At 54.6% G+C, this 22,538-nt stretch carries 17 protein-coding genes, 1 other RNA gene, 1 pseudogene and 1 other annotated feature; of the genes and pseudogenes, 2 read left to right on the top strand and 17 right to left on the bottom strand.

The features are described from left to right. Window positions 1–107: 107 nt before the first annotated feature. Together NSQ51_RS11785 and NSQ51_RS11790 are read right to left on the bottom strand one after the other, a co-directional pair. Window positions 108–968: a TetR/AcrR family transcriptional regulator gene (locus NSQ51_RS11785; RefSeq protein ID WP_049625199.1), complete on the bottom strand. Its 861-nt coding sequence runs from the start codon at window positions 966–968 to the stop codon at window positions 108–110. Window positions 969–984: 16 nt separating this feature from the next. Next, a pseudogene (locus NSQ51_RS11790) lies at window positions 985–1,316 on the bottom strand (AcrB/AcrD/AcrF family protein); the annotation flags it as partial. A 264-nt stretch (window positions 1,317–1,580) separates the two neighbouring features. Between NSQ51_RS11790 and NSQ51_RS11795 the strand changes: the two are divergent. Then, window positions 1,581–2,231 (top strand): RsfA family transcriptional regulator, encoded by a 651-nt coding sequence (locus NSQ51_RS11795; RefSeq protein ID WP_049625200.1) that lies wholly within the window; start codon window positions 1,581–1,583, stop codon window positions 2,229–2,231. 48 nt (window positions 2,232–2,279) lie between these two features. Here the strand turns inward: NSQ51_RS11795 and NSQ51_RS11800 are convergent, their stop codons facing one another. The 15 genes from NSQ51_RS11800 to NSQ51_RS11870 form a co-directional block, all read right to left on the bottom strand. Beyond that, the gene (locus tag NSQ51_RS11800) at window positions 2,280–3,041 is read right to left on the bottom strand and encodes a tRNA threonylcarbamoyladenosine dehydratase (protein WP_049625201.1); all 762 of its coding nucleotides are present in this window, start codon (window positions 3,039–3,041) and stop codon (window positions 2,280–2,282) included. Window positions 3,042–3,192: 151 nt separating this feature from the next. Next, a non-coding RNA gene (gene ssrS, locus NSQ51_RS11805) (6S RNA) lies at window positions 3,193–3,379 on the bottom strand. Window positions 3,380–3,455: 76 nt separating this feature from the next. Further along, a complete protein-coding gene (gene aspS / locus NSQ51_RS11810) occupies window positions 3,456–5,228 on the bottom strand; it encodes an aspartate--tRNA ligase (protein ID WP_049625202.1) in 1,773 nt (590 codons plus the stop codon). A gap of 4 nt (window positions 5,229–5,232) precedes the next feature. Continuing rightward, window positions 5,233–6,513, bottom strand: a complete 1,281-nt coding sequence (gene hisS, locus NSQ51_RS11815) for a histidine--tRNA ligase (RefSeq protein ID WP_033014784.1) — start codon at window positions 6,511–6,513, stop codon at window positions 5,233–5,235. Window positions 6,514–6,558: 45 nt separating this feature from the next. Beyond that, window positions 6,559–6,790, bottom strand: a binding site (T-box leader). 201 nt (window positions 6,791–6,991) lie between these two features. Then, window positions 6,992–8,521 carry an alkyl hydroperoxide reductase subunit F gene (gene ahpF, locus NSQ51_RS11820; protein WP_033014785.1) on the bottom strand — a complete coding sequence of 510 codons (1,530 nt, stop codon included), beginning with the start codon at window positions 8,519–8,521 and terminating at the stop codon, window positions 6,992–6,994. Between the two features lie 13 nt (window positions 8,522–8,534). Then, the gene (gene ahpC, locus NSQ51_RS11825) at window positions 8,535–9,098 is read right to left on the bottom strand and encodes an alkyl hydroperoxide reductase subunit C (protein ID WP_033014786.1); all 564 of its coding nucleotides are present in this window, start codon (window positions 9,096–9,098) and stop codon (window positions 8,535–8,537) included. A gap of 230 nt (window positions 9,099–9,328) precedes the next feature. Next, window positions 9,329–9,502, bottom strand: a complete 174-nt coding sequence (locus NSQ51_RS11830) for a hypothetical protein (RefSeq protein ID WP_015375481.1) — start codon at window positions 9,500–9,502, stop codon at window positions 9,329–9,331. A gap of 394 nt (window positions 9,503–9,896) precedes the next feature. After that, window positions 9,897–11,177, bottom strand: a complete 1,281-nt coding sequence (locus NSQ51_RS11835) for an IS110 family transposase (RefSeq protein WP_342462681.1) — start codon at window positions 11,175–11,177, stop codon at window positions 9,897–9,899. Between the two features lie 176 nt (window positions 11,178–11,353). Beyond that, window positions 11,354–11,812: a D-aminoacyl-tRNA deacylase gene (gene dtd / locus NSQ51_RS11840; protein ID WP_013144643.1), complete on the bottom strand. Its 459-nt coding sequence runs from the start codon at window positions 11,810–11,812 to the stop codon at window positions 11,354–11,356. A 23-nt stretch (window positions 11,813–11,835) separates the two neighbouring features. Continuing rightward, window positions 11,836–14,034 (bottom strand): bifunctional (p)ppGpp synthetase/guanosine-3',5'-bis(diphosphate) 3'-pyrophosphohydrolase, encoded by a 2,199-nt coding sequence (locus NSQ51_RS11845; protein WP_049626409.1) that lies wholly within the window; start codon window positions 14,032–14,034, stop codon window positions 11,836–11,838. Window positions 14,035–14,182: 148 nt separating this feature from the next. Beyond that, entirely contained in the window at window positions 14,183–14,695 is a 513-nt protein-coding gene (locus NSQ51_RS11850; protein WP_033014788.1) for an adenine phosphoribosyltransferase, read from the bottom strand. Then, window positions 14,686–17,052 carry a single-stranded-DNA-specific exonuclease RecJ gene (gene recJ, locus NSQ51_RS11855; RefSeq protein ID WP_061580811.1) on the bottom strand — a complete coding sequence of 789 codons (2,367 nt, stop codon included), beginning with the start codon at window positions 17,050–17,052 and terminating at the stop codon, window positions 14,686–14,688. The genes NSQ51_RS11850 and recJ overlap by 10 nt, the downstream gene beginning before the upstream one ends. 57 nt (window positions 17,053–17,109) lie before the next feature. Next, window positions 17,110–18,018 (bottom strand): cation diffusion facilitator family transporter, encoded by a 909-nt coding sequence (locus NSQ51_RS11860; RefSeq protein ID WP_121649944.1) that lies wholly within the window; start codon window positions 18,016–18,018, stop codon window positions 17,110–17,112. A 137-nt stretch (window positions 18,019–18,155) separates the two neighbouring features. Further along, the gene (gene secDF, locus NSQ51_RS11865) at window positions 18,156–20,408 is read right to left on the bottom strand and encodes a protein translocase subunit SecDF (protein ID WP_121649945.1); all 2,253 of its coding nucleotides are present in this window, start codon (window positions 20,406–20,408) and stop codon (window positions 18,156–18,158) included. A gap of 112 nt (window positions 20,409–20,520) precedes the next feature. Next, window positions 20,521–20,808, bottom strand: a complete 288-nt coding sequence (locus NSQ51_RS11870; protein WP_033014790.1) for a post-transcriptional regulator — start codon at window positions 20,806–20,808, stop codon at window positions 20,521–20,523. Between the two features lie 111 nt (window positions 20,809–20,919). Between NSQ51_RS11870 and spoVB the strand changes: the two genes are divergently transcribed. Further along, complete coding sequence (gene spoVB, locus NSQ51_RS11875; RefSeq protein ID WP_049624741.1) at window positions 20,920–22,482, top strand: stage V sporulation protein B; 1,563 nt, start codon at window positions 20,920–20,922, stop codon at window positions 22,480–22,482. Window positions 22,483–22,538 lie beyond the last annotated feature (56 nt).

Below are 22,538 nucleotides of genomic sequence, written 5' to 3' on the forward strand. Positions count from 1 at the left end.
GCCGACCCCCTCCTTGAGATTGATGACGCTATGTTCACAGACATCCTCCGATGCCGCCTATTCATTTTCGGCGAATGGGGCGTCTCCCCGTGGGAAAATCGGTGGTTTTAATAAAAATAGCGTTCAATGGCCTCCTTCAACTCATTGTACAGCGGAAGCGAGTATTTCGCCAAATAGAGCAGAAGCGCCTCCACCATAAACCGCCTAGCTGTCTCCCCTTTCTCGAGTTCTTCCTTCAATAAGCGCAGCGAGCGAAGAATATCGTCTTCAACCGGACGCAGCGCCGCCATGCGCTCTAAACAGCTGATGGCCCGTTCTTTCCATTGACTCCGCTCTTGGGTCGCCGCAGCAATGTAATCCGCCATCACCGTTTCATCGAGCAATCCCGTCTTGCCGTCAAGCAGGCTGGCAACGATGGCATCAAGCCGATCGAGCAAGAAGGGGGCAAGCTTCTCAGGAAGCAGCGGTTTTCGGTCTACCGCCAAGTAAATCAGATATTCTTTCAGCATTCCGTTGAGCATCGTCGCGCAATCAAACGAAACTGGACGCACTTGTTCGCCGTATATGTCTTCAATCGCCCGGCGATACCAGTGGAGCGTATGGGCGCGGATGCGAAACACCAGATGCTGCACCTCATGGCTCACCTTCACAGCTTGTTCGCCCAACTGCATTTGCGCCAGCTCTTTATGTTCGTCAAACAGCTGGATTTGTACAGTCAACTGACGCCTTAACCGCTCGCGCGCGGTTAAGGCGGGATCAGCCTCGATTTGTTTAAGCTGGCGAAACAAAACTTCATAATGGTAGCGGAAAATCGATACAGCCAACTCTTCCTTCGATTTGAAATAATTGTAAATCGAACCTTTGGCTACTCCGCTCCGCTCGGCTATTTCCTGCATAGAGGTAGCGTGATAGCCTTTTTCGGCGAATAATTTCATCGCCGTTTCAATGATGTCCTCTTTCCGTCCCAATGTTTTCTCCTTCCTTACTCCTTCTTGTGACATCGGATGGGATCTTCAAATCATTTACATGTTTCGAAATATCATTCGTTACTTTCTGAATGTTGTCGCCGACAATCTGGGCGGATACGCGGGCAAACACTTTTCCGTCCAGCTTTTGAATGGACGTATACACGTCCGCCTCTTTCACTTCGGCGACAGCTGAAAGTGGAATCACTCCGTTTCTCGTCACGATCGGAAGCTCTTTCAACTCATCGATCCCAACGTTTCATCATACGAAAGTTCGACTTGCTCATCCTTGCCGCCGAGTTTCAGCGTCCCCACATCGACCGGTTTGGTCGCATCGGCCACCGCCCCCAGCCAGTCCTAGAAACATGAGCAAAAACGAACATACAAACACAGCTGCCGCATTTTTCAAACTGAACCTGGTCAAAAACGTCATCATGCCACCTCTCATCCTACGATTTTGACCAATAATTCTAATTGTTTTGGACTGACCGGTCATACAAAACTATTTCTATGATACATGAAAATGGGAAAAAATGAAAAGGGCGAAGTTTAAAGTGGAAATCAAACGGAAAAACTATGACCATATCAACATTACCATTTGATGGGGTGGACAACATGAAAACAAGACAGGATGCTTGGTCACATGAAGAAGATGTACTGTTGGCTGAAACGGTGCTGCAATATATACGCGAAGGAAAAACGCAACTTGCCGCTTTTGAAGTCGTTGGGAGACAACTGCACCGCACAGCGGCGGCATGCGGGTTCCGCTGGAACGCCGAGGTGCGGAAACGACACCTTGAAGCCATTGAACAGGCAAAAAAACAGCGAAAAGAACGGAAACGGGCATTGGAAATGATGAAAAAATGGCAAAAGGAGGCGGCCGCCGTATCGTTCGGCGCCCCTGACGATCCGAAACTTGCCGAGGGATCGTCCCCGTTTCTCCCGGCTGCCCCGTTGACGCTTGACGAGTGCATTTCCTTTTTGCAAAGGCTGCGGAACGACGTTGAGCAGCTGGAAGCCGCCCGCCGGGAAAACGAGCGACTGAAACGGGAACGGGCGGAGTGGCAGGCTCGCAATGAACAGTTGGCCAAAAAGGCCGAACGCTTGGAAGCGCGCCAGACGACGGTGCACGAAGATTACGAGGCGCTCGTCAAAATTATGGCCCGCGCCCGTCAGCTTGCCTCCGAAGAAGGCGACCGCTTTTCCCTCGCCCAGCTTCTTCTCTCCGAAACGGGCGGACAAGTCGAACCGATGGCCCATTCATAACAAAACAAGAGGCAATCATGCATCGCTCCTTGTCTGCCCATCGTTTCCTCATTCGCCGACGCGGGCGATGGGGATGTCTTTTAACAATTCATTGATGACGTAAGACGCCATAATAAGCCCGGCAACCGACGGAACAAACGCGTTCGATGATGGCGGCATTTTCGCTTTGCGGATCGGCGAAGCATCGTTGCCGACGACTTGGCGAACGTCTTCGCGGATTTTCACCGGCTTCTCATCGGAAAAGACGACCGGAATGCCGCGGCGAATCCCTTCTTTGCGCAGCTTGGCGCGGATGACTTTCGCAATCGGATCGGTGTGCGTTTTTGAAATGTCGACAATACGAAAGCGGGTCGGATCCATTTTGTTCGCCGCACCCATGCTGGAAATGATCGGAATGCCGCGCTTGAGGCATTGTTTCATCAAATGCACTTTGTACACAATCGTGTCGGACGCATCGATGACAAAATCCAGATCATAGGCGAAAAATTGCTCATACGTCTCTTCTGTATAAAACATTTGCAAAGCGATCACCTCGCACGCCGGGTTGATGTCGGCGATGCGCTCTTTCATGAGCTCCACTTTCGGACGCCCGATGGTCGAGAGCAACGCATGGATTTGCCGGTTGATGTTGGTGATATCGACGTTATCGCGATCAACAAGCACCAACCGGCCGACGCCGGAGCGGGCGAGCGCCTCGACGGCGAACGACCCGACACCGCCGACGCCAAGGACGGCGACGGTGGCGTTTTTTAAGCGTTCCAACCCTTCAGGGCCAATCGCGAGTTCATTGCGGGAAAATTGGTGCAGCATCGTTCTCCTCTCCGTTTGCTTCAAAATTGATGTTTATGCCGCTTTTTATCCTACCATCAAGACAGCAAAAGAGGCAACGGCATTTTGCTGGCAAAACAAAACCCCTATGCGGCCATCCGCATAGGGGAAATGCTGTTGATTCCTTAATGTCGCCAGTCCCAATCGTGCCGTCGATACCTTCGTTTTGAACCCGCTCTCCCATAGGTGGGTGCCCTGTTCCAAGGTTTGCGCTTCCCCTGTGACGAAGGGGCGTGCACGCCGCTTGGAAACCCCGGGCTCCCGGATCATCTACTGTTCGGTCAAAACGATGGGTGACTCGACGAACACATTAGGACGGTGTGTTGCTTTGATTGTATCATATTTTTTCGCGTTTGTGAACCTCTGCCGTCAATGTTTCTCCTTCCAACGGCGCCATTATTCCTCACGAGGAAGCACAACGGCCAAATGCAGCTCCTCGAGCTGCTTGTCGCTGACCGGCCCCGGCGCTTCCGTCAATAAGCAGCTCGCACTCGCCGTTTTCGGGAAGGCGATCGTATCGCGCAAGTTCGTGCGCCCAGCGAGCAACATCACCAGCCGGTCAAGGCCAAGCGCAATGCCGCCGTGCGGCGGAGTGCCGTATTCAAACGCCTCAAGCAAGAATCCGAATTGGCGGCGCGCTTCTTCTTCGCTGAACCCTAAGGCGCGGAACATTTTTTCTTGCACGTCGCGCTCGAAAATGCGGAGCGAACCGCCGCCGAGCTCGTACCCGTTTAACACTAAATCGTACGCCTGTGCGCGAACGGCGCCCGGGTTTGTCTCCAACAGCGGAATGTCGTCGCGCACCGGCATCGTAAACGGATGGTGGGCGGCGTAATAGCGCCCTTCTTCTTCGTCATACTCCAAAAGCGGCCAATCCGTCACCCACAAAAACGCGAGCTTCGCTTCGTCGATCAAGCCGAGCTCTTTGCCAAGCTTCAGCCGGAGCGCCCCAAGCGCCGCTGCGACGATCGCTTTTTCGTCGGCGACAAACAAAAGCAAATCTCCGTCTTCGACAGCAAGCGCTCGACGCAGCGCCGCCTGTTCCTCATCGGTGAAAAACTTGGCGATCGGCCCTTTCAGCTCATCTCCTTCCGCTTTCAGCCAGGCGAGCCCTTTCGCCCCGTAGCGGGCCGCAAATTCGCCTAACGCGTCGATGTCTTTGCGCGAATAGCGGCTTGCTGCGCCTTTCGCGTTGATCGCCTTTACTTGCCCGCCTTCCTTGACCGTGCGGGCGAACACTTGAAATGCTGAATTACGGACGATTTCCGATACGTCGACGAGCTCAAGACCAAAGCGTATATCCGGCTTGTCCGAGCCGTAGCGGCTCATCGCCTCGTCATACGTGATGCGCGGAAACGGGCGCGGGATGTCGATCCCTTTTGCTGCTTTCACGACGGCAGCCATCATCCGTTCGGTTAAATCCATAATATCCTTTTGTTCGATAAACGACATTTCGATGTCGATTTGCGTAAATTCCGGCTGGCGGTCAGCGCGCAAATCCTCGTCACGGAAGCAACGGGCGATTTGGTAGTACCGTTCCACGCCGCCGACCATGAGCAGCTGCTTAAAAATTTGCGGCGACTGCGGCAAGGCGTAAAATTCGCCCGGATGAACGCGGCTTGGCACCAAATAGTCACGCGCCCCTTCCGGCGTGCTTTTCGTCAACATCGGCGTTTCAATTTCCAAAAAGCGTTCGCTATCCAAAAAGTCGCGCACCGTCTTTGTGATTTTGTGGCGAAGCGCCAGTGTTTGAAACATGACTGGGCGGCGCAAATCCAAATACCGATATTTTAAGCGCACGTCTTCCGCCGCATCCGTGTCATCGGAAATCGAAAACGGCGGCGTTTTTGCCTCGTTGATGATCTCGATTCGTTCCGCTTGAATTTCAATGCGGCCGGTCGCGATGTTCGGATTGACCGTCTCGGGCGCGCGGGCGACGACCGTTCCTTCGACGCTTAAAACGTATTCGCTCCGCACGCGTTCCGCTGCCGCCAGCGCCTCGGCCGAGACATCGGGGCTGGCGACAACTTGGACGATGCCCGTTCGGTCGCGCAAGTCAATGAAAATGAGGCCGCCTAAGTCGCGGCGCTTTTGCACCCAGCCTTTGAGCACGACGCGCTCGCCGACGGCCGTTTCCGGCACTTCTCCGCAATGATATGTGCGTTCCATTCGCTCACTCCTCCTTCCCGATCCGTTCATGCAAAAAGTGCGCCAACTCGCCGAGCGGTACATTCGTTTGCTCGCCGCTCGCCATATGCTTTACCGCCACTTCCTGTCTCTCGAGTTCTTCATCGCCGATAATGGCGACAAACGATGCCCCAAGCCGGTCGGCGGCCTTCAGCTGCGCCTTCAATTTTCGGCCCAAATAATCTTGATCGACCCTCAATCCGGAGCGGCGCAATGCATAAACGAGGCGGACCGCCTCGTCTTTCGCCCGCTCACCGACAGCGACGACATAGCAGTCAAGCCCACTCTCCACCGGCAATTCCACTCCTTCGGCGTCAAGGGCGGCCAACAGCCGCTCGATGCTCAAGGCAAAGCCGATGCCCGGCGTCTCCGGACCGCCGATTTCTTGGACAAGCCCGTTGTAACGCCCACCGCCGCACAGCGTCGCCGCCGCGCCAAATCCTTCCGCTTCGCTCATAATTTCAAACGTCGTGTGGTTGTAATAGTCAAGCCCGCGCACGAGCCGCGCATCGATGACAAACGGGATGCCGAGCGCTGTCAAGTATTGTTTCACTTTCTCAAAATAGGCACGCGATTCGTCATTTAAATAGTCTAAAATCGACGGCGCCGTCGCCATCAGCTCATGATCGCGGTCTTTTTTGCAGTCGAGAATGCGGAGCGGATTCGTATGAAGCCTCGTCTGGCAGTCCGGGCACAGCTCGTGGATGCGGTTTGAAAAATGGCGAACAAGCGCCTCTCGGTGCGCCCGGCGGCTGTCAAGGTCGCCCAAGCTGTTCATGACAAGCCGGATCCGTTTTAAGCCAAGCGCTTCGTAAATATGCATCGCTAGCGCCATCACCTCGGCGTCAATCGCCGGATCGCTGCTGCCGAGCGCCTCGACGCCGAACTGGACGAACTGGCGGAACCGTCCCGCTTCCGGACGCTCGTAGCGAAACATCGGCCCGCTGTAATACAATTTCAGCGGCTGGTTCGGACTGCCGTACAGCTTATGCTCGACAAACGCTCTGACAACCGGCGCCGTTCCTTCCGGGCGGAGCGTCAGCGCGCGCCCCCCTTTGTCTTCGAACGTGTACATTTCTTTTTGCACAATGTCCGTTGTATCCCCCACGCCGCGCAAAAAAAGCTCCGTATGTTCAAAAATCGGCGTCCGGATTTCCTGATACCCATACCGGCTGCAGAGGCTGCGGGCAATGTGCTCGACATATTGCCATTTTTCCGAGTCACCCGGCAGCACATCTTGTGTCCCTCTTGGAATTTGAAAAGCCATGCTCATCCTCCTTTGCCCAAAATAAAACGCCCTTGTCCCCATGATCATAGGGACGAGAGCGTCATTCCCGCGGTGCCACCCTAATTGAAGCCGATCCGGCTTCCGCTTGTCGCCATTAACGCATGGCACACGTTCCCCTTTACTGGCGCAAAGCGCGTTCAAAGGGAAACCTACGGAGTGTCTTTCGTTAAGCCATCATGGAGAAGCGCTCGCAGCCTTGGGCGCTTCCTCTCTGGCCATGTGGACCTTAACTACTTTTCTCCATCATCGGTTGTTCCGTATGAGAAAGATGTAATTTTATATTACGGACAATCTCGCCCGTTTGTCAAGTTGTCCTAGCAGCTGTGATCCATGGTTGTTCGCAAAGAGAAAAACCTTGATGTCTCATCGCATTTTTCTCCTTGTTGTAAAAAAAGAGAGCCGATTCATTGAACCGCCCCTCCATGGGATCGAAGAGGCGGTCCACCTTCGGCTCTCTTTAATGGCGAATCAAGTAATCAAACGCGCTTAACGCCGCGGTTGCACCCGAGCCCATCGAGATAATGATTTGCTTATAGGCGCTGTCCGTGCAGTCGCCCGCGGCAAAGACGCCTTCAATGTTCGTCGCGCCGCGTTTATCGACGATAATTTCACCGAAGCGATTCCGTTCCACCGTTTCTCCCAACCATTCGGTGTTCGGAACAAGGCCGATTTGCACGAACACGCCTTGCAATTCGATATGATGTTCTTCTCCTGTTTCCCGGTCAATGTACGTCAAGCCGTTGACTTTGTCCGTGCCGGTGATTTCCGTCGTTTGCGCGTTTTTTATCACCGTTACGTTCGGCAGGCTGTACAACCGGTTTTGCAGCACAGCATCCGCCTTGAGTTCAGGGGCGAACTCCAGCAGCGTCACATGGCTGGCGATGCCAGCGAGGTCAATCGCCGCTTCGACTCCAGAGTTCCCGCCGCCGATGACCGCCACGTGCTTCCCTTCGAACAGCGGGCCGTCGCAGTGCGGGCAATAGGCGACCCCTTTGTTTTTGAACTCTTCCTCGCCCGGCACGCCAAGGTTGCGCCAACGGGCGCCCGTTGCGATGACAACGGTTTTGCTTTTCAACACAGCGCCGTTTTCCAGCTCGACTTCAATCAAGTCTTTTTTCTCGAGCCGTTTTGCCCGCTGCGAGCTCATGATGTCGACGTTGTATTGCTTTACATGTTCTTCAATGCTGGCCGCAAGCTTCGGTCCTTCCGTATATTTGACGCTGATAAAGTTTTCAATGCCGAGCGTATCTAAAATTTGTCCGCCGAAGCGCTCCGCGACAATGCCAGTGCGAATGCCTTTGCGCGCTGCGTAAATGGCTGCTGTCGCACCTGCAGGGCCGCCGCCGATCACCAGCACATCAAACGGCTCTTTGTTGGCGAAGGAAGAAGCGTCCGGAGCACTCCCTAATTTGGCGAGGATATCTTCAAGCGACATGCGGCCGCTCGCGAACAGTTTGCCGTTTAAAAACACCGTCGGTACGGCCATAATCCCTTTTTGCTCCGCTTCTTCTTTAAACGCCGCCCCGTCGATCATCGTATGCGAAATATCTGGGTTCAACACGCTCATAATGTTGAGCGCTTGCACGACGTCCGGGCAGTTGTGGCAGGTCAGGCTGACGTACGTTTCAAAATGATGTTTGCCTCTGATTTGTTGAATGCGGTCCACGACGTCTTGGCTGACTTTCGGCGGCCGCCCGCTCACTTGAAGCAGCGCCAAAATGAGGGACGTAAATTCATGGCCGAGCGGCACGCCGGCGAAGGTGATGCCGGTGTTTTCGCCGACCCGGTTGACGCTGAAGCTTGGCGTTCGTTCCAGCTTCGCTTTTTCCACTTTGATTTTCGGCGACATCGCCGTTAATTCATCGATTAAAGCAAGCATATCGCGGGAAACGTTGTCGTCTCCCGCGCTTACCGTCAAGACAATATCATTTTCAAGCAATTGCAAATACTGAGCTAGTTGCGCCTTGATGTCAGCATCCAACAGCATCTCCTAAGCCCCCTTAAATTTTGCCGACGAGATCTAGGTTTGGCTTCAGTGTTTCCGCTCCTTCTTTCCATTTCGCCGGGCAGACTTCACCCGGATGGTTGCGCACGTATTGGGCCGCTTTAATTTTATCAATCAGCGTGCTGGCGTTGCGGCCGATGCCGTCCGCATTGATTTCCACCGCTTGAATGACGCCGTCTGGATCAATGATGAACGTGCCGCGCTGCGCCAATCCTTGTTCTTCATCGAGCACATCAAACATGCGCGACAGTTGATGCGAAGGATCGCCGATCATCACGTATTCGATTTTGCTGATGGCTGGCGATGTATCGTGCCATGCTTTATGAGTAAAGTGAGTGTCGGTCGAAACCGAGTACACTTCTACGCCAAGTTCTTTGAACGTCGCGTAGTGGTCTTGCAAATCTTCGAGCTCCGTCGGGCAGACGAACGTAAAGTCCGCTGGATAGAAGCAAACGATGCTCCATTTTCCCATGAAGTCTTGCTCTGTCACTTCGATGAATTCGCCGTTGTGATACGCTTGGGCACGGAATGGTTGCACTTTTTTCCCTACGAGTGACATTCTTCATCTACCTCCTGTGACTATTTTATAATAATTTTAAACCAATACTTATTATCATATAGGGGCACGTGTTTGTCAATACATATGCAATAGATTTTTTCCTCTACCGATCCGGATCAGTGTTGAGCGGATGCGCAGCGCTCATTCGCAGCTGTTTCGTCTGAACGGCCACACCGCCTCGGCCCACGAAACATCCACACGCCGCGTGCGCTCCTTCCAACTCGCCATGTTTACGGACGGGGCTGCTGTTTTTTCAACATTTGTACGTCTTTCGGCGCCACACCGAATTCGGATGCCAACTCAAACGCTCTATATTGGGCCTCGAGCCGCACCCATTCGTGAAAGTCGGCGGACAACACATCGTCCGCCCGATGCGCCTGCTCGCCTCTTTTGGTTTGCCGCATCGCACTCCTCCCTCTAGAAATGTTGATTTATCAAGGCTTTTCGGCCCCTCAGGGGTGTCCAAAAAATATTTTTCGACAAAATCTCTTACATCCTTTTTCAGTTTTGTGGATATCTTACAGACCTAGGGTGCGCTTCGCGGCCACGGCTGGTTATATTTTCCTGCCATGGGGGGAAGCGTATTCGATGCACCCTTTGGATCTCCGCGTCGCTGATGAGGACGAACCCTCCCATGTCTCCGGGCGTCTTCGCGCCAACATTCCCTCGTTCGGTCTCGTCATCAGGCGGAGGCCGGCCAAGCTCCTTTGGGGACTCAAGGTCGAATGGATAAAATCACGCCAGCTTCTCCGGTGTCATCTCGTTGTCCAACGATTCTTCCGTTCGCAGGGGGAGGCCTTAGGCCGCCCGTTGCACTTGGGACAAGACGTCCTGCTTCATTCGCTCCGCGTCAAACGCTTGTTTCTTCGTACAAATCGCAAACAGCACATTCAACAGCTTCCGGCACAAGGCGACGATGGACTGCTTTCCGGTCAGCGGATTGACGGATCGGGTCGTATAATACTCATGCAGCTCGCGAAACGCCTCGTTATGCCGAATCAGCGGAATCATCGCCCGAAACAGCACCGATCGCAGCCGTTTCCGTCCCCGTTTGGAGATGTGCTTTTGCCCTTTGCGCTGGCCGGAGGAGTTCTCCTTGAGCGTCAGGCCCGCCAACTTCACCAATTGACGCGGGTCCCGATAGTGGGCGAAGCTGCCGATCTCCGCCAACAGATCGATGATCGTGGCGTCTCCCAACCCGTCGACCGTTTTCAACCATTGATACTCCATCGTCGTTTGAACCAATGCCTTCAACTCGGCGTCCAGTGCGGCGATCTCCGCCTCCAATTGGCGGTATCGGCGGACGAGCGCGGCGATCTCAAACCGGGCCATCGTCGTCCCTTCCGTCACCCCAATGGAGTCCTTCGCGGCGTTGATCAACGCCTGAATTTTGGCCTTCTGCGGGCATTTCAGCCCTTCGCTTTGCCGGTACACCTCGATGAGCTCCTCGGCGGTCCGACCCGCCATATCGGCCGGAAACGGCGTCCACTCCAACACCGAAAGCGCCGTTTTCCCCAAGTCGCGAAACACCGTCCAAAACTCTGGAAAATACCGATCCGTCCAGCGGACGATCGCGTTTTTCACCGCCGTCTGTTCCTTGCGGAGCTTCTCTTTGAGCGTGCTTCCCACGCGCAAATCGGCTTCGATCTCGTGCAGCAGCCGGGGAACGAGGAATCGTCCGTCTTTTGCCAGTCTGGCAATGACCAGGGCGTCTTTGGCGTCATGTTTCGTCGGCAGGTTGTCATCGAGTTCTTTCGACCGGCACACATGCGCCGGGTTGACCATGACCAACGGGATCCCGTGCTCCTCGAGGAAGTAGGCCAGGTTCAACCAGTAGTGCCCGGTCGGCTCCACCGCGACGATCACCTCTGACTTCCCGAACGCTTGCATCGCCTCCTGAATCGCTTCATACAGCTGGCGAAAGCCCTCTTTCGACTGGAAGATCGGGAACGATTTGCGAAGCACACGCCCCCGGTCATCCACGAAGCAGGCGTAGTGGGTTCGTTTCGCGATATCGATGCCCACGACAAGCGTTTGTTCGGTGACTTGATCAATTTTATAGTTTTGTGTACAATTCATCTGAAGTCCTCCTTGGTATGGTGAGTGATGTGTTTGACACCCCTGCATCATACCAAGAGGGCTTTTTTTGATCAAGTCCCCGGAAAAGCTCCTAACGGGAATGCTCCTTTCTTATTGCCGCACTTGTTTTCATCTTTCCCATTTTTCGCCGAAAATAAAAAAGAAACCGGGAAACTTCATCGGTTTCCCGGTTTCTCGCTGCTGTCGATGATCAAGGTGACCGGCCCGTCGTTTGTGAGCGATACGTCCATCATCGCACCGAATACGCCGGTTTCTACATGAACGCCTCTTTCGCGCAAAGCGGCGTTGAACGCTTCATACAGCGGCAAGGCATGGTCGGGCTTTGCCGCCGCCATAAAGTTCGGGCGCCGGCCTTTTCGGCAGTCGCCGTAAAGGGTGAACTGCGACACCGACAGCACCGCCCCGCCGACGTCAAGCAAGGAGCGGTTCATTTTTCCGTCTTCATCTTCAAAAATGCGCAAATGAGCGATTTTCTCAGCCAAATAGGCAGCATCGTCCTCCGTGTCCTCGTGTGTAACGCCAAGAAGGACGACAAGCCCGGCATCGATCGCTCCGACCGTCTCGCCATCGACGGTGACTTTGGCCTCTTTCGCCCGCTGGATGACCGCTCTCACTCGCCTTCCTCCTTTCGCCGCCCTTAGTTGTTCATCAAACGCTGGACGGAATAAATGTCGGGAATTTGCTTGATTCGATCGACCACTTTTTGCAAGTGGCTCAAATTATGAATGGCGATCGTCATATGGATCGTCGCGATTTTATGGCGATAATCGGAGCGTCCCGAGACGGCGGAAATGTCTGTTCGCGTTTCATTGACCGCCTGCAGCACCTCATTCAGCAAACCGCGGCGGTCAAATCCGGTGATCTCAATGTCCACGTTATATTCGCACTTTCCGTTTGCCCCGCTTTCCCATTCTACGGCAATCAACCGATCGGCCGCTTCTTCGGTCTTGACGTTCGGGCAATCGGCGCGGTGGACGGAAATGCCGCGGCCGCGGGTAATAAAGCCGATGATTTCATCCCCCGGCACCGGGTTGCAGCAGCGCGACAGACGGATGAGCAAGTTGTCCATTCCTTGGACGCGGATGCCGCAGTCGCGTTTTTTTCCAGCCGGCAGCTTGGCTTCGAAGACCGCTTCGGCCAGTTTGCGCTGCTGTTCCTCGAGATCGCGCTGCTTCCGCCATTTTTCCGTCAACCGATGAGCGATTTGCGCCGCTGTGATGCCATGATAGCCGACTGCCGCATACATATCGTCTTCATTCGAAAAATTAAATTTTTCCGCAACGCGCTTGACGTTGTCCGCCGTCATCACTTCTTTCGGTTCAAAACCGAGGCTGCGCACTTCTTTTTCGACCATTTCTTTTCCTTTTTCGATATTTTCTTCACGCCGCTGTTTTTTGAAAAACTGGCGGATTTTGTTGCGCGCCTGCGACGTCTTGGCGAGCTTCAGCCAGTCCTGGCTTGGACCGTACGAATGTTTCGACGTCAAAATTTCCACGATGTCGCCCGTCTGAAGCTTATAGTCAAGCGGCACCATTTTGCCGTTCACTTTGGCGCCGATCGTTTTATTGCCGATTTCCGAATGGATGCGATAGGCGAAATCGATCGGCACCGACCCGGCTGGCAGCTCGATGACGTCGCCCTTTGGCGTGAAAACGAACACCATATCGGAAAACAAGTCCATCTTGAGCGATTCCATGAACTCTTCGGCATTGCTCGCGTCGTTTTGCCACTCCAAAATTTCCCGAAACCAAGACAGCTTTTCTTCAAATGAATTAGGTTTGATCGTCTTTCCTTCTTTGTACGCCCAATGGGCGGCAATTCCGAACTCGGCGATTTGATGCATTTCGAATGTGCGGATTTGCACCTCAAGCGGCTCGCCCTTGGGGCCGATCACCGTCGTGTGGAGCGACTGGTACATGTTCGGCTTCGGCATGGCGATGTAGTCTTTGAAGCGCCCTGGCATCGGCTTCCAGCATGTATGGATGATGCCGAGCACCGCGTAGCAGTCTTTAATGCTGTTGACAATGATGCGGACGGCAAGCAAATCGTAAATTTCATTAAACTGTTTGTTTTGCATCACCATTTTTCGGTAAATGCTGTAAATATGTTTCGGACGCCCGGAAATTTCGCAAGGAATATGCACTTCGTTGAGCCGTTCGCGCACTTCTTGAATGACTTCCTCCAAATATTGCTCGCGCTCAGCCCGCTTTTTCTTCATTAAATTGACGATGCGGTAATATTGCTGCGGGTTTAAATAGCGAAGCGCCGTATCCTCAAGCTCCCATTTGATTTTCGAAATGCCGAGCCGATGCGCGAGCGGAGCGAAAATTTCGAGCGTCTCATTGGCAATGCGCCGCTGTTTTTCGGCCGGCAAATGTTTCAATGTCCGCATATTGTGCAGCCGGTCGGCGAGCTTGATCAAAATGACCCGGATATCTTGCGCCATGGCCAAAAACATTTTCCGGTGGTTTTCCGCCTGCTGTTCTTCCTGCGATTTATATTTAATTTTCCCAAGCTTCGTCACCCCGTCGACAAGCATCGCCACTTCCGCGCCGAACTCGCGCTCGAGGTCTTCTTTTGTCGCCTCAGTGTCTTCGATGACATCATGCAAAAACCCGGCGGCGATCGTTGTCGCGTCCATCTTTAAGTCCACCAAAATGCCCGCGACTTGAATCGGATGGATGATGTATGGTTCGCCCGATTTCCGAAATTGGTCGCGATGGGCGTGCTTGGCAAACTCATACGCCTTTTTCAAAAAGGCGACGTCTTGTTCCGACAAATAACAGCTCGCTCGTTCAAACACTTGCTCCGCTGTCAGCACTTGTTCATTGGCCATAGGGTTGAATCACCTTTTTAATCGATTAAAATTGAAGCTGCAAAGCACAGAGGTCCGTTGCGTTCATACGGTTAATAAGAAAGAGCACTCATGTGTGAGTGCCCCTTTTTTCTTTATTGTATCCGAAGATGCGAACAATGTCGACTGTTTAAAACTGCATCAGCGTCAAAATGTCGTAGCCTTCCAATTTTTTGCGGCCGCCAAGCTCGGTGAGCTCAATCAAAAACGCCAATCCGGCCACCACTCCGCCGAGCTGTTCCACCAAATCGATCGTCGCCCGCATCGTCCCACCCGTCGCGAGCAAATCGTCGGTGATCAACACACGCTGCCCTGGCTTAATGGCATCTTTATGCATCGTCAAGACATCTGTTCCATATTCCAGGCCATACTCCACACGGACGACTTCGCGCGGCAGCTTCCCTTCCTTGCGCACCGGCGCAAACCCGACGCCAAGCGCATAGGCGACCGGGCATCCGATGATAAAGCCGCGCGCTTCCGGACCAACGACGATATCGATTTGTTTTTCGCGCGCATATTGAACAATTTGGTCGATCGCGTATTTGTACGCCAGACCGTTGTCCATCAGCGTTGTAATATCTTTAAACATGATGCCCGGCTTCGGGAAATCGGGCACAATCGTAATGTATTGTTTTAAGTCCATGATACGTTTGCCTCCTCGTGCGTTTGCGAACGTGTCATTTCCGCCAAACAGCGGTTAAGCTGCTCATAAGTAGAATATAATAACTGTTGCTCCACCTCAAGCTCGTCCCGCCAGCGGCGGTACGTCGGCGATTCGTGCAAATCGCGCTTCGCCGGCGCGCGGACGAGCGAAATGACGCCGTTTTGCTCCGTAATAAACTCCAACTCCAAAAACACTTTCGCCATAAAATGAACGGTCTCTTCCGTCCAACCGCGGGCGCGCGCCAATTGCCCGCCCCGCTCGGCAAGCGGGAACGAACGGTATTTGTGCAACAGCGCATAAAACCATTTAAAATGATCGCGCGTCGGGAACGTACGGAAAAATCGGGCTTCCGGCTGGGCGAACAGCGCATAAATGCGCGCCGGCTCCTTGCCCCCAAGCAAGGCGGCAAGCCGCCCGAGCGTCGGCGGCAAATCAAGCAGCACAACGTAACGGCCGCTAATCTCCAGCGCACCCGCCTCTTCGTCCGTCAGCACGCAGCGAAGTTCCCCGCGAAACGAGGCTAAATCAGGGCGCGCGCCCGTTCCTTGGCGAAACATGACAAGCAGCCGCTTTTCTTTTGGCAACCGCTCAAGAAAGGGACGGACGTCGCGGCAGCCGCGGATGTCAAACAGCTGGCAGTGGCTGACCGCCAGATCACACAGCGACAGCTGCGCCTTCGCCAGCCCGTTCCATTCATTCACGGAAAGCTCCCCGACTGCCGAAACGCGCGCCCCCGGGGCGATTTCCTCACACAGCGGTCCGAGGCCAAAACCAATGGCGTCGACTGAGGCGCCCTCCTGCGCAAACACCGCCTTCATATGGGCGCCGTTCGCTCCGACGCGCCGCATCGTTTCAACGGACGCCCCTTCAATGAGAACAAGCGGCCGCGGATTGCCGACGCCAAACGGAGCGAGCCGTTCGAGCCCGCGGGCGGCGTCGAGCGTCAGCTCAGCGACCGAACAAGAGGCGTCAATAAACGTCAGCGGCGTCAAGTCGTCATCGGACAGCGTTTCCGCGGCGATGGCGTTCAGCCGTTGCCGCAATTCTTCGACATCATCAAGCGCCAATGTCATCCCCGCCGCCATCGGGTGGCCGCCAAAGTGCGGCAACAGGTCGCGGCATTGCGACAGGCTGGCGAATAAGTCAAACCCATGAATGCTACGGGCTGACCCTTTGGCGATCCCTTTTTCCCGGTCGATTGAAAGCACGACCGCCGGGCGGTAAAACTGCTCAACAAGCTTAGAAGCGACAATGCCCACCACTCCGGCATTCCATCCTTCGCCTGCCACAACCAAGACGCGATGTTCCTCAGGAGGAAATTGGCGGCGCACCATGTCCGCCGCTTCTTCAGCGATTTGTGTCACAAGCTGCTGACGTTCGCGGTTTAACTCGTCCATCTCCGCCGCCAGCTGCACCGCTTCGTTCTCATCGTCCGTCATTAAGAGCGCCACTGCCGGATCGGCGCCGCCGAGGCGCCCCGCCGCGTTCAAGCGCGGAGCGATGACAAATCCGACCGTCTGTTCGTTGATGGCCGCCGCATCAATGCGGCATTGCCGAAAAAGAGCGCGCAGCCCGATGCGCTCCGTCGCTCGCAACGCTTCAAGCCCGTGTGCAACAAAGAGGCGGTTTTCCCCAACAAGCGGAACCAAATCAGCGATCGTGCCGATCGCGACCAAATCAAGCAAATGGCGCGGCACCCGCCCAAGCAAGGCATGGGCTACCTTAAACGCAACGCCGACGCCGGCTAAATCGCGAAACGGATATGTACTTCCCGGCTGCTTCGGATGGATGATCGCATGCGCCTCCGGCAACACCGGACCTGGCTCGTGGTGATCCGTTACGATGACATCCATCCCCCACTCGTTGGCGGCCGCAATTTCCTTGACCGCCGCAATCCCATTGTCGACGGTCACAATGACGGAAACGCCGCGCTCTTTTGCGGAGCGAAACGCCGCCATGTTCGGCCCGTATCCTTCCGTAAATCGGTTCGGAATGTAGAACTCGACCGACGCCCCCGCCTCCTTGAGAGCACTCACCATCACCGACGTGCTGCAAACGCCATCGGCATCGTAATCGCCGTATACCAACACGCGTTCACCCGCGTCGATCGCCCGCTTTAGACGCTGAATCGCGCGCTCCATCCCGTCAAGCAAAAACGGATCATGAAACGATTGCTCAAGCGGATTGAGAAACGACGCCGCCTCCGAGGCCGTCCGCACCCCGCGGCGGACGAGAAGCCTCGCCAATAAGGGCGTGACGCCGGCTTCCTCAGCCAGCCGCCTCACCGTCTGCTCATCGAGGCGCTCCACCTCCCAACGCGTTTTCGCTTTCAACATGTCTCCCACCTCAACTCTCCTTATTATACAAAAAGGAGAAAAGGGCAGGCAACGACATTACGGTTTTTTTTCCGGGTTGTACGGATTGATGTGAACCATGACATTGCGGACGCGCGGCAGCGTCAGCAGTTTTTCTTTCACTTTCTTTCCGATCCGGTGCCCCTCTTCGACCGTCAAGCGCGGATCGACGGCGATTTTCAAATCGACGATGACGTAATGGCCGTGCTCGCGTGCATGCAGCTCATTGATTTGCCGCACATCGGGAATGGACAAGACCGCCTCGCGCAAATAGCCGGTTTCTTCCTCGTGCAGCACGTGGTCAATCGCCGTATGGATCGAATGGCGTCCAAGCTCCCATGCCATTTTCAACACAAGAATCGCCACGAACAGCCCGGCAAGCGGATCAGCGTACACAAGCCAGCCGATCCCCCATTTTCCGCCGAGAATGGCGGCGCCGACGCCGGCGAGCGCGGCGAGTGAAGAGAAAACGTCGGAGCGGTGCTCGTAAGCGTTGACGATTAATGCATCGCTTTGCAGTTTTTTTCCGAGCCGGTATTTGTAGCGGAACATCGCTTCTTTGACAACGATCGACAACAACAGAACATAAATGGCCGCGACCCCCGGCGGAGACAGCGGGGCAAAAAAGGATTCAAGCGCGGAACGCCCGATCTCGAGCCCGACGAGAAACAGAAGAACCGCCACAATAATGGCGGCGATGGATTCCGCCTTTCCGTGCCCGTACGGATGGTCTTCATCCGGCGGGCACGCCGCGGCGCGCAGCCCGACCCAAACAGCAAACGAGCCGGCAACATCGGACGCTGAATGGGCGGCATCAGCGATCAACGCTTGGCTTTGGCTCCACACACCGACCGCCGCCTTGACAGCAGCAAGCGCCATGTTGCCGGCGATGCCGACGACCGCTGCTGTTTTCGCCTGCTTGAATCGCTGTTCGTGTTCCATGGCCATCTCCCCCACCTTTGCATTCAGCAACCTCACACGCTGCCTATGTTGCATCTGACGGTTAGTGTATCCATTTTCCGCCCCGAGCATTGCCCCGAACAAAAAAGGCGCCGGAAAAGCACATTCACTTTTCCGGCGCGCTGTTACACCTGCGGTTCGGCCTCGGCCGCCGCTTTTTTGGCTCCTTTCCCTTTTTTGAGCTCCTGTCCTTTCCAAACGACCCAAAGCTGAGACGCGATGCAAAGCGACGAATAGACGCCGCACACAAGTCCAACGAGCAAGGCGAGGTTGAAATTGCGGATCGCTTCGCTGCCAAAGATGAGCAACGCGATGACCGTAAACAAGACGGTCAATACGGTATTGACCGAGCGCGTAAATGTTTGCTGCAACGCCCGGTTGACGATATACTTCAAGTCGTCAACCGTTTTCACTTTCCGCTTTTTCATCAAATCCCGGATGCGGTCAAACGTGACGATCGTATCGTTGATCGAGTACCCGATGATCGTCAGCACCGCGGCGATGAATGTCAAATCGACTTCAAGACGCGTCAAGCTGAACACAGTGACAATGAAAAAGGCGTCATGCAACAGGGCAACGATCGCCGCCAACGCCATCCGCCACTCAAAACGGATCGTCACGTAAAGAATGATGCCGATCGAGGAAATCAGCACAGCAATGAGCGCATTGCGGGCCAGCTGCTTGCCGACGACCGGAGAGACGGTGCTGATGTTTGGTTCGTTGCCATACGCTTGCTTCAATTCATTTTTCAGCTTGGCAATTTCTTGCTTATCGAGCACGCCAATCAAGCGGACGACGCCTGTTTTCCCATCCGTGCCGGACAGGACGACATCCTCCGGCTTGTAGCCGAGCCGCTCGAAATAGTCGCTCAACTCTTTCGTATCGATCGGCTGGCTGCTCTTCACCTCAACGCGCGTTCCGCTCGTGAAGTCAATGCCAAGATTCAGCCCCAGGGCAAACAACGAGATGACGCCGGCGATCGCCAATGCGCCAGAGAAAATGAAAAACTTTTTGCTATGTTTGACAAAATCCCAGCGGTCAAACTTCGTCGGCACTTCCGTTTCCTCGGTCGTTTCGGCAATGTTTAAGATTTGCGACTTTTTGACGCCAAACCACTCCGGCTTTTTATCGAGCCAGCGGCTTGACACAAGCAGTCCGAGCAACAGCCGCGTGCCATAAACAGCGGTGAGAAAGCTGACGACGATGCTGATGATGAGCGTCGTCGCAAACCCTTTCACCGAGCTTGTCCCGTAAATAAAAAGAACAGCGCCGGCGATGATCGTCGTAAGGTTGGCGTCAAAAATCGTCGCAAACGACCCGCGGTTGCCAGCACGGAACGCCGACAGCATCGACTTGCCGAGCTTCAGCTCCTCTTTGATCCGTTCGTACGTAATAATGTTGGCATCGACCGCCATCCCAACCCCTAAAATCAGGGCGGCAATGCCCGGCAGCGTCATCACGACGTTCATCCAATCAAACAAAAGCAAAATCAAATAAATGTATACCGACAGCGTAATGACGGCGATGATCCCGGGAAGCCGGTAAAACCAAATCATGAACAAGAAGATCGCCGCCACACCGATGATGCCGGCCAACACCGTTTTTTGCAGGGCGTTTTTCCCAAACTGAGCGCCGACGGACGTGGAGTAAATTTCATGCAGCTCGACCGGCAGCGCGCCGGCATTGAGCAAATCGGCCAGCTGTTGCGCTTCTTTGACCGTAAAATTGCCGACGATCGACACATCCGTCTGATTGAACACTTGGTTGACTGAAGCGGCGGAAATAAATTTCGGATCCGTTTTGCCCGCTTCTTTCCGGTAGGAGTCCACCCCTTCTTTAAAATCGAGCCAAATGACTAAAATGTTGTTTGGCGGCCCCATTTTATATACTTTTTCCGTCACCTGGCGGAACTTGTCGGCGTCTTTCAATTTCAGAGCGACGCTCGGCCGGCCGTTTTCATCAAACGACAGCTTCGCTCCGCCTTGGACGAGGTCGCTTCCATCCATAAGCACGTTGTCATTGACATCGCGGAACGTCAATTTCGCCTGCGTGGACAAAATTTCGCGCGCCTCATTTTGGTCTTTCACCCCGGCGAGCTGGACGCGGATGCGGTTTCCTCCCTCGATGTCAACGCGCGGCTCGCTGACGCCAAGGACGTTGATCCGTTTATTCAGCGCACTGACGGTGCTTTGCAGCGTCTCTTGGTCAATCTTATCGCCTTTTTTGGCCGGCTTCACTTCATACAGCACTTCAAAACCGCCTTGCAAGTCAAGGCCCAGTTTGATGTTATGTACAATTCCTTGAATCGTCGGCCCCATCACTCCGGCGAACAAAAGCAGGAGCAGAAAAAAGGCGACGATGCGGTTTCGTTTTACCATTCTCCTTAAGATCCTCCTTCAACTTGCTTCAGAGCCGTCCGGTGTCGCGCCAAGCAAAACATTGGCCTCGCCTTCCATTATGAAACAGCAGCCGGCAAGTGTCAATTTTCCACTATAACAACTCCTTTAAAACCCGCTCCAACTCATCATCGCCGGCCGCCTGCTGCTTATACGAACGCATCGTCAAAAATATCATATACTCGCTCGGCGAAAGAGAGAAAATGTCGCTGACCAACTCATGCAGTTTTTTTTCCGCCGGCCGATGCTTCCACTTTCGGGAACATAAACATTCCCACAGCCCGTCCATCGTCACTTGCGTATAGCCGAGAAGACGAAACTCATCGCACTTCGACTCGAGCGCCGGCATGAGCTGTTCGCGCAGCTTCCGGTTTTCATCCATCCCCCATACCCCCTTGTATCCATTGCCGCCTGCCAATCTTGTCATGCTTGGCCATGGGCCTTGCATATATTGTATAAAAGATGGAGGCATTTGAGAAGGCAGGGGGAGAAAATGTCTAAATTTTTACAAGGTACGGTCATTTTAATCGTCGCTGGCTTTATTACGAAAATTCTCGGCTTCATCAACCGAATTGTCGTCGCCCGCATGATCGGCGATGAAGGAGTCGGGCTGTACATGATGGCCGTGCCGACGCTCGTTTTAGCGATTACCGCGACGCAGATCGGGCTTCCGGTCGCCATTTCCAAACTCGTCGCCGAAGCAGAGGCGGCCGGCGACCGGCAACGGGTGAAACAAATTCTCGTCGTGTCGCTGGCCACCACCGGCGCGCTAAGCATCGTGCTTCTGCCGGCGTTGATCGCTGTTGCGCCATGGCTCTCCCGGACGATGTTCACCGACCCGCGTACGTACTATCCGCTTCTTGCCATCGCTCCAATTGTGCCGATCGTCGCCATCTCTTCGGTGCTGCGCGGCTACTTTCAAGGACGCCAGCAAATGAAACCGTACGCCTACTCGCTCTTGCTGGAACAAATCGTCCGCATCAGCTTGATCGCCTTATGCACACAGCCGCTTTTGCCGTACGGCGTCGAGTATGCCGCCGCCGGCGCCATGGCGTCTTCCGTTCTCGGCGAGCTGGCAGCATTATTGTATTTACTGTTTTTATTTAAGGTTAAAAAATCGATTCGCCTGCGGACAAAGTTTTTTCACTACGTCCAAGCCGGCAAAGAGACGTTCGTCCGCCTCATGCGCATTGCCTTGCCAACGACCGGCGGCCGTTTGATCGGCTCGCTTTCTTGGTTTTTTGAGCCAATCGTCGTCGCCAACAGCTTGGCATTGGCCGGCATCGCCGCCTCCACTGCCACAAGGCAATACGGACAGCTTGTCGGCTACGCGCTGCCGTTGTTGACGTTGCCGTCGTTTATTACGTACGCGCTTTCGACCACCCTGGTGCCGGCCATCAGCGAAGCCATGGCGCAACGCAAGCTGCTTTTGGTCGAATACCGGATCACCCAGGCGATGCGCTTGTCGCTTATCACCGGCGGCCTTTCCACCGTCATTCTTTACTTGTTCGCCGATCCGCTCATGCGCTGGATGTACGGCACAAGTGAAGCCGCGATCTTTATTCAAGTGATGGCGCCGTTTTTCTTATTGTATTATTTCCAAGGCCCGCTGCAGGCGGTCTTGCAAGGACTGGACTTGGCGAAAGCCGCCATGACGAACAGCTTGATCGGAGCAGTGGTGAAGCTCGTGTGCATCTTCGTCCTTGCTTCCCGTCCAAGTTTGGGCATTATGGGCGCGGCGCTGGCGACTGCAGTCAGCACCGTTCTTGTGACGTTGCTTCACTTTGCCACGGTCGTCAAGATGGTGTCTTTTTCCATCGATGCACGCGAGTACATCAAAGCGCTTGGCGCCATCATCGCTGCGGGCGCAATCGGCTATGCGCTCTCCCGCCATCCGCTTTTGGCGGTGCCCGCACCGCTTTGGACGCTGCTTGCCATGGCCGCGACAGCCGCCCTATATGCCGCCTGCCTCATTCTGTTCCGGCTCATCCGGCGCGAAGAGCTCGTCTACCTTCCGGGGCTGCACTGGCTGGCCGGAAAAAACAAGCGAAAATAAACGTCTAAACCTGTCCGGCGGTGAATATATTGTGGTAAAAAGCGTTTGGGCCAAGG

Origin of the sequence: Geobacillus sp. FSL K6-0789 (genome assembly GCF_038593135.1) — a bacterium.
Lineage (GTDB): Bacteria > Bacillota > Bacilli > Bacillales > Anoxybacillaceae > Geobacillus > Geobacillus stearothermophilus.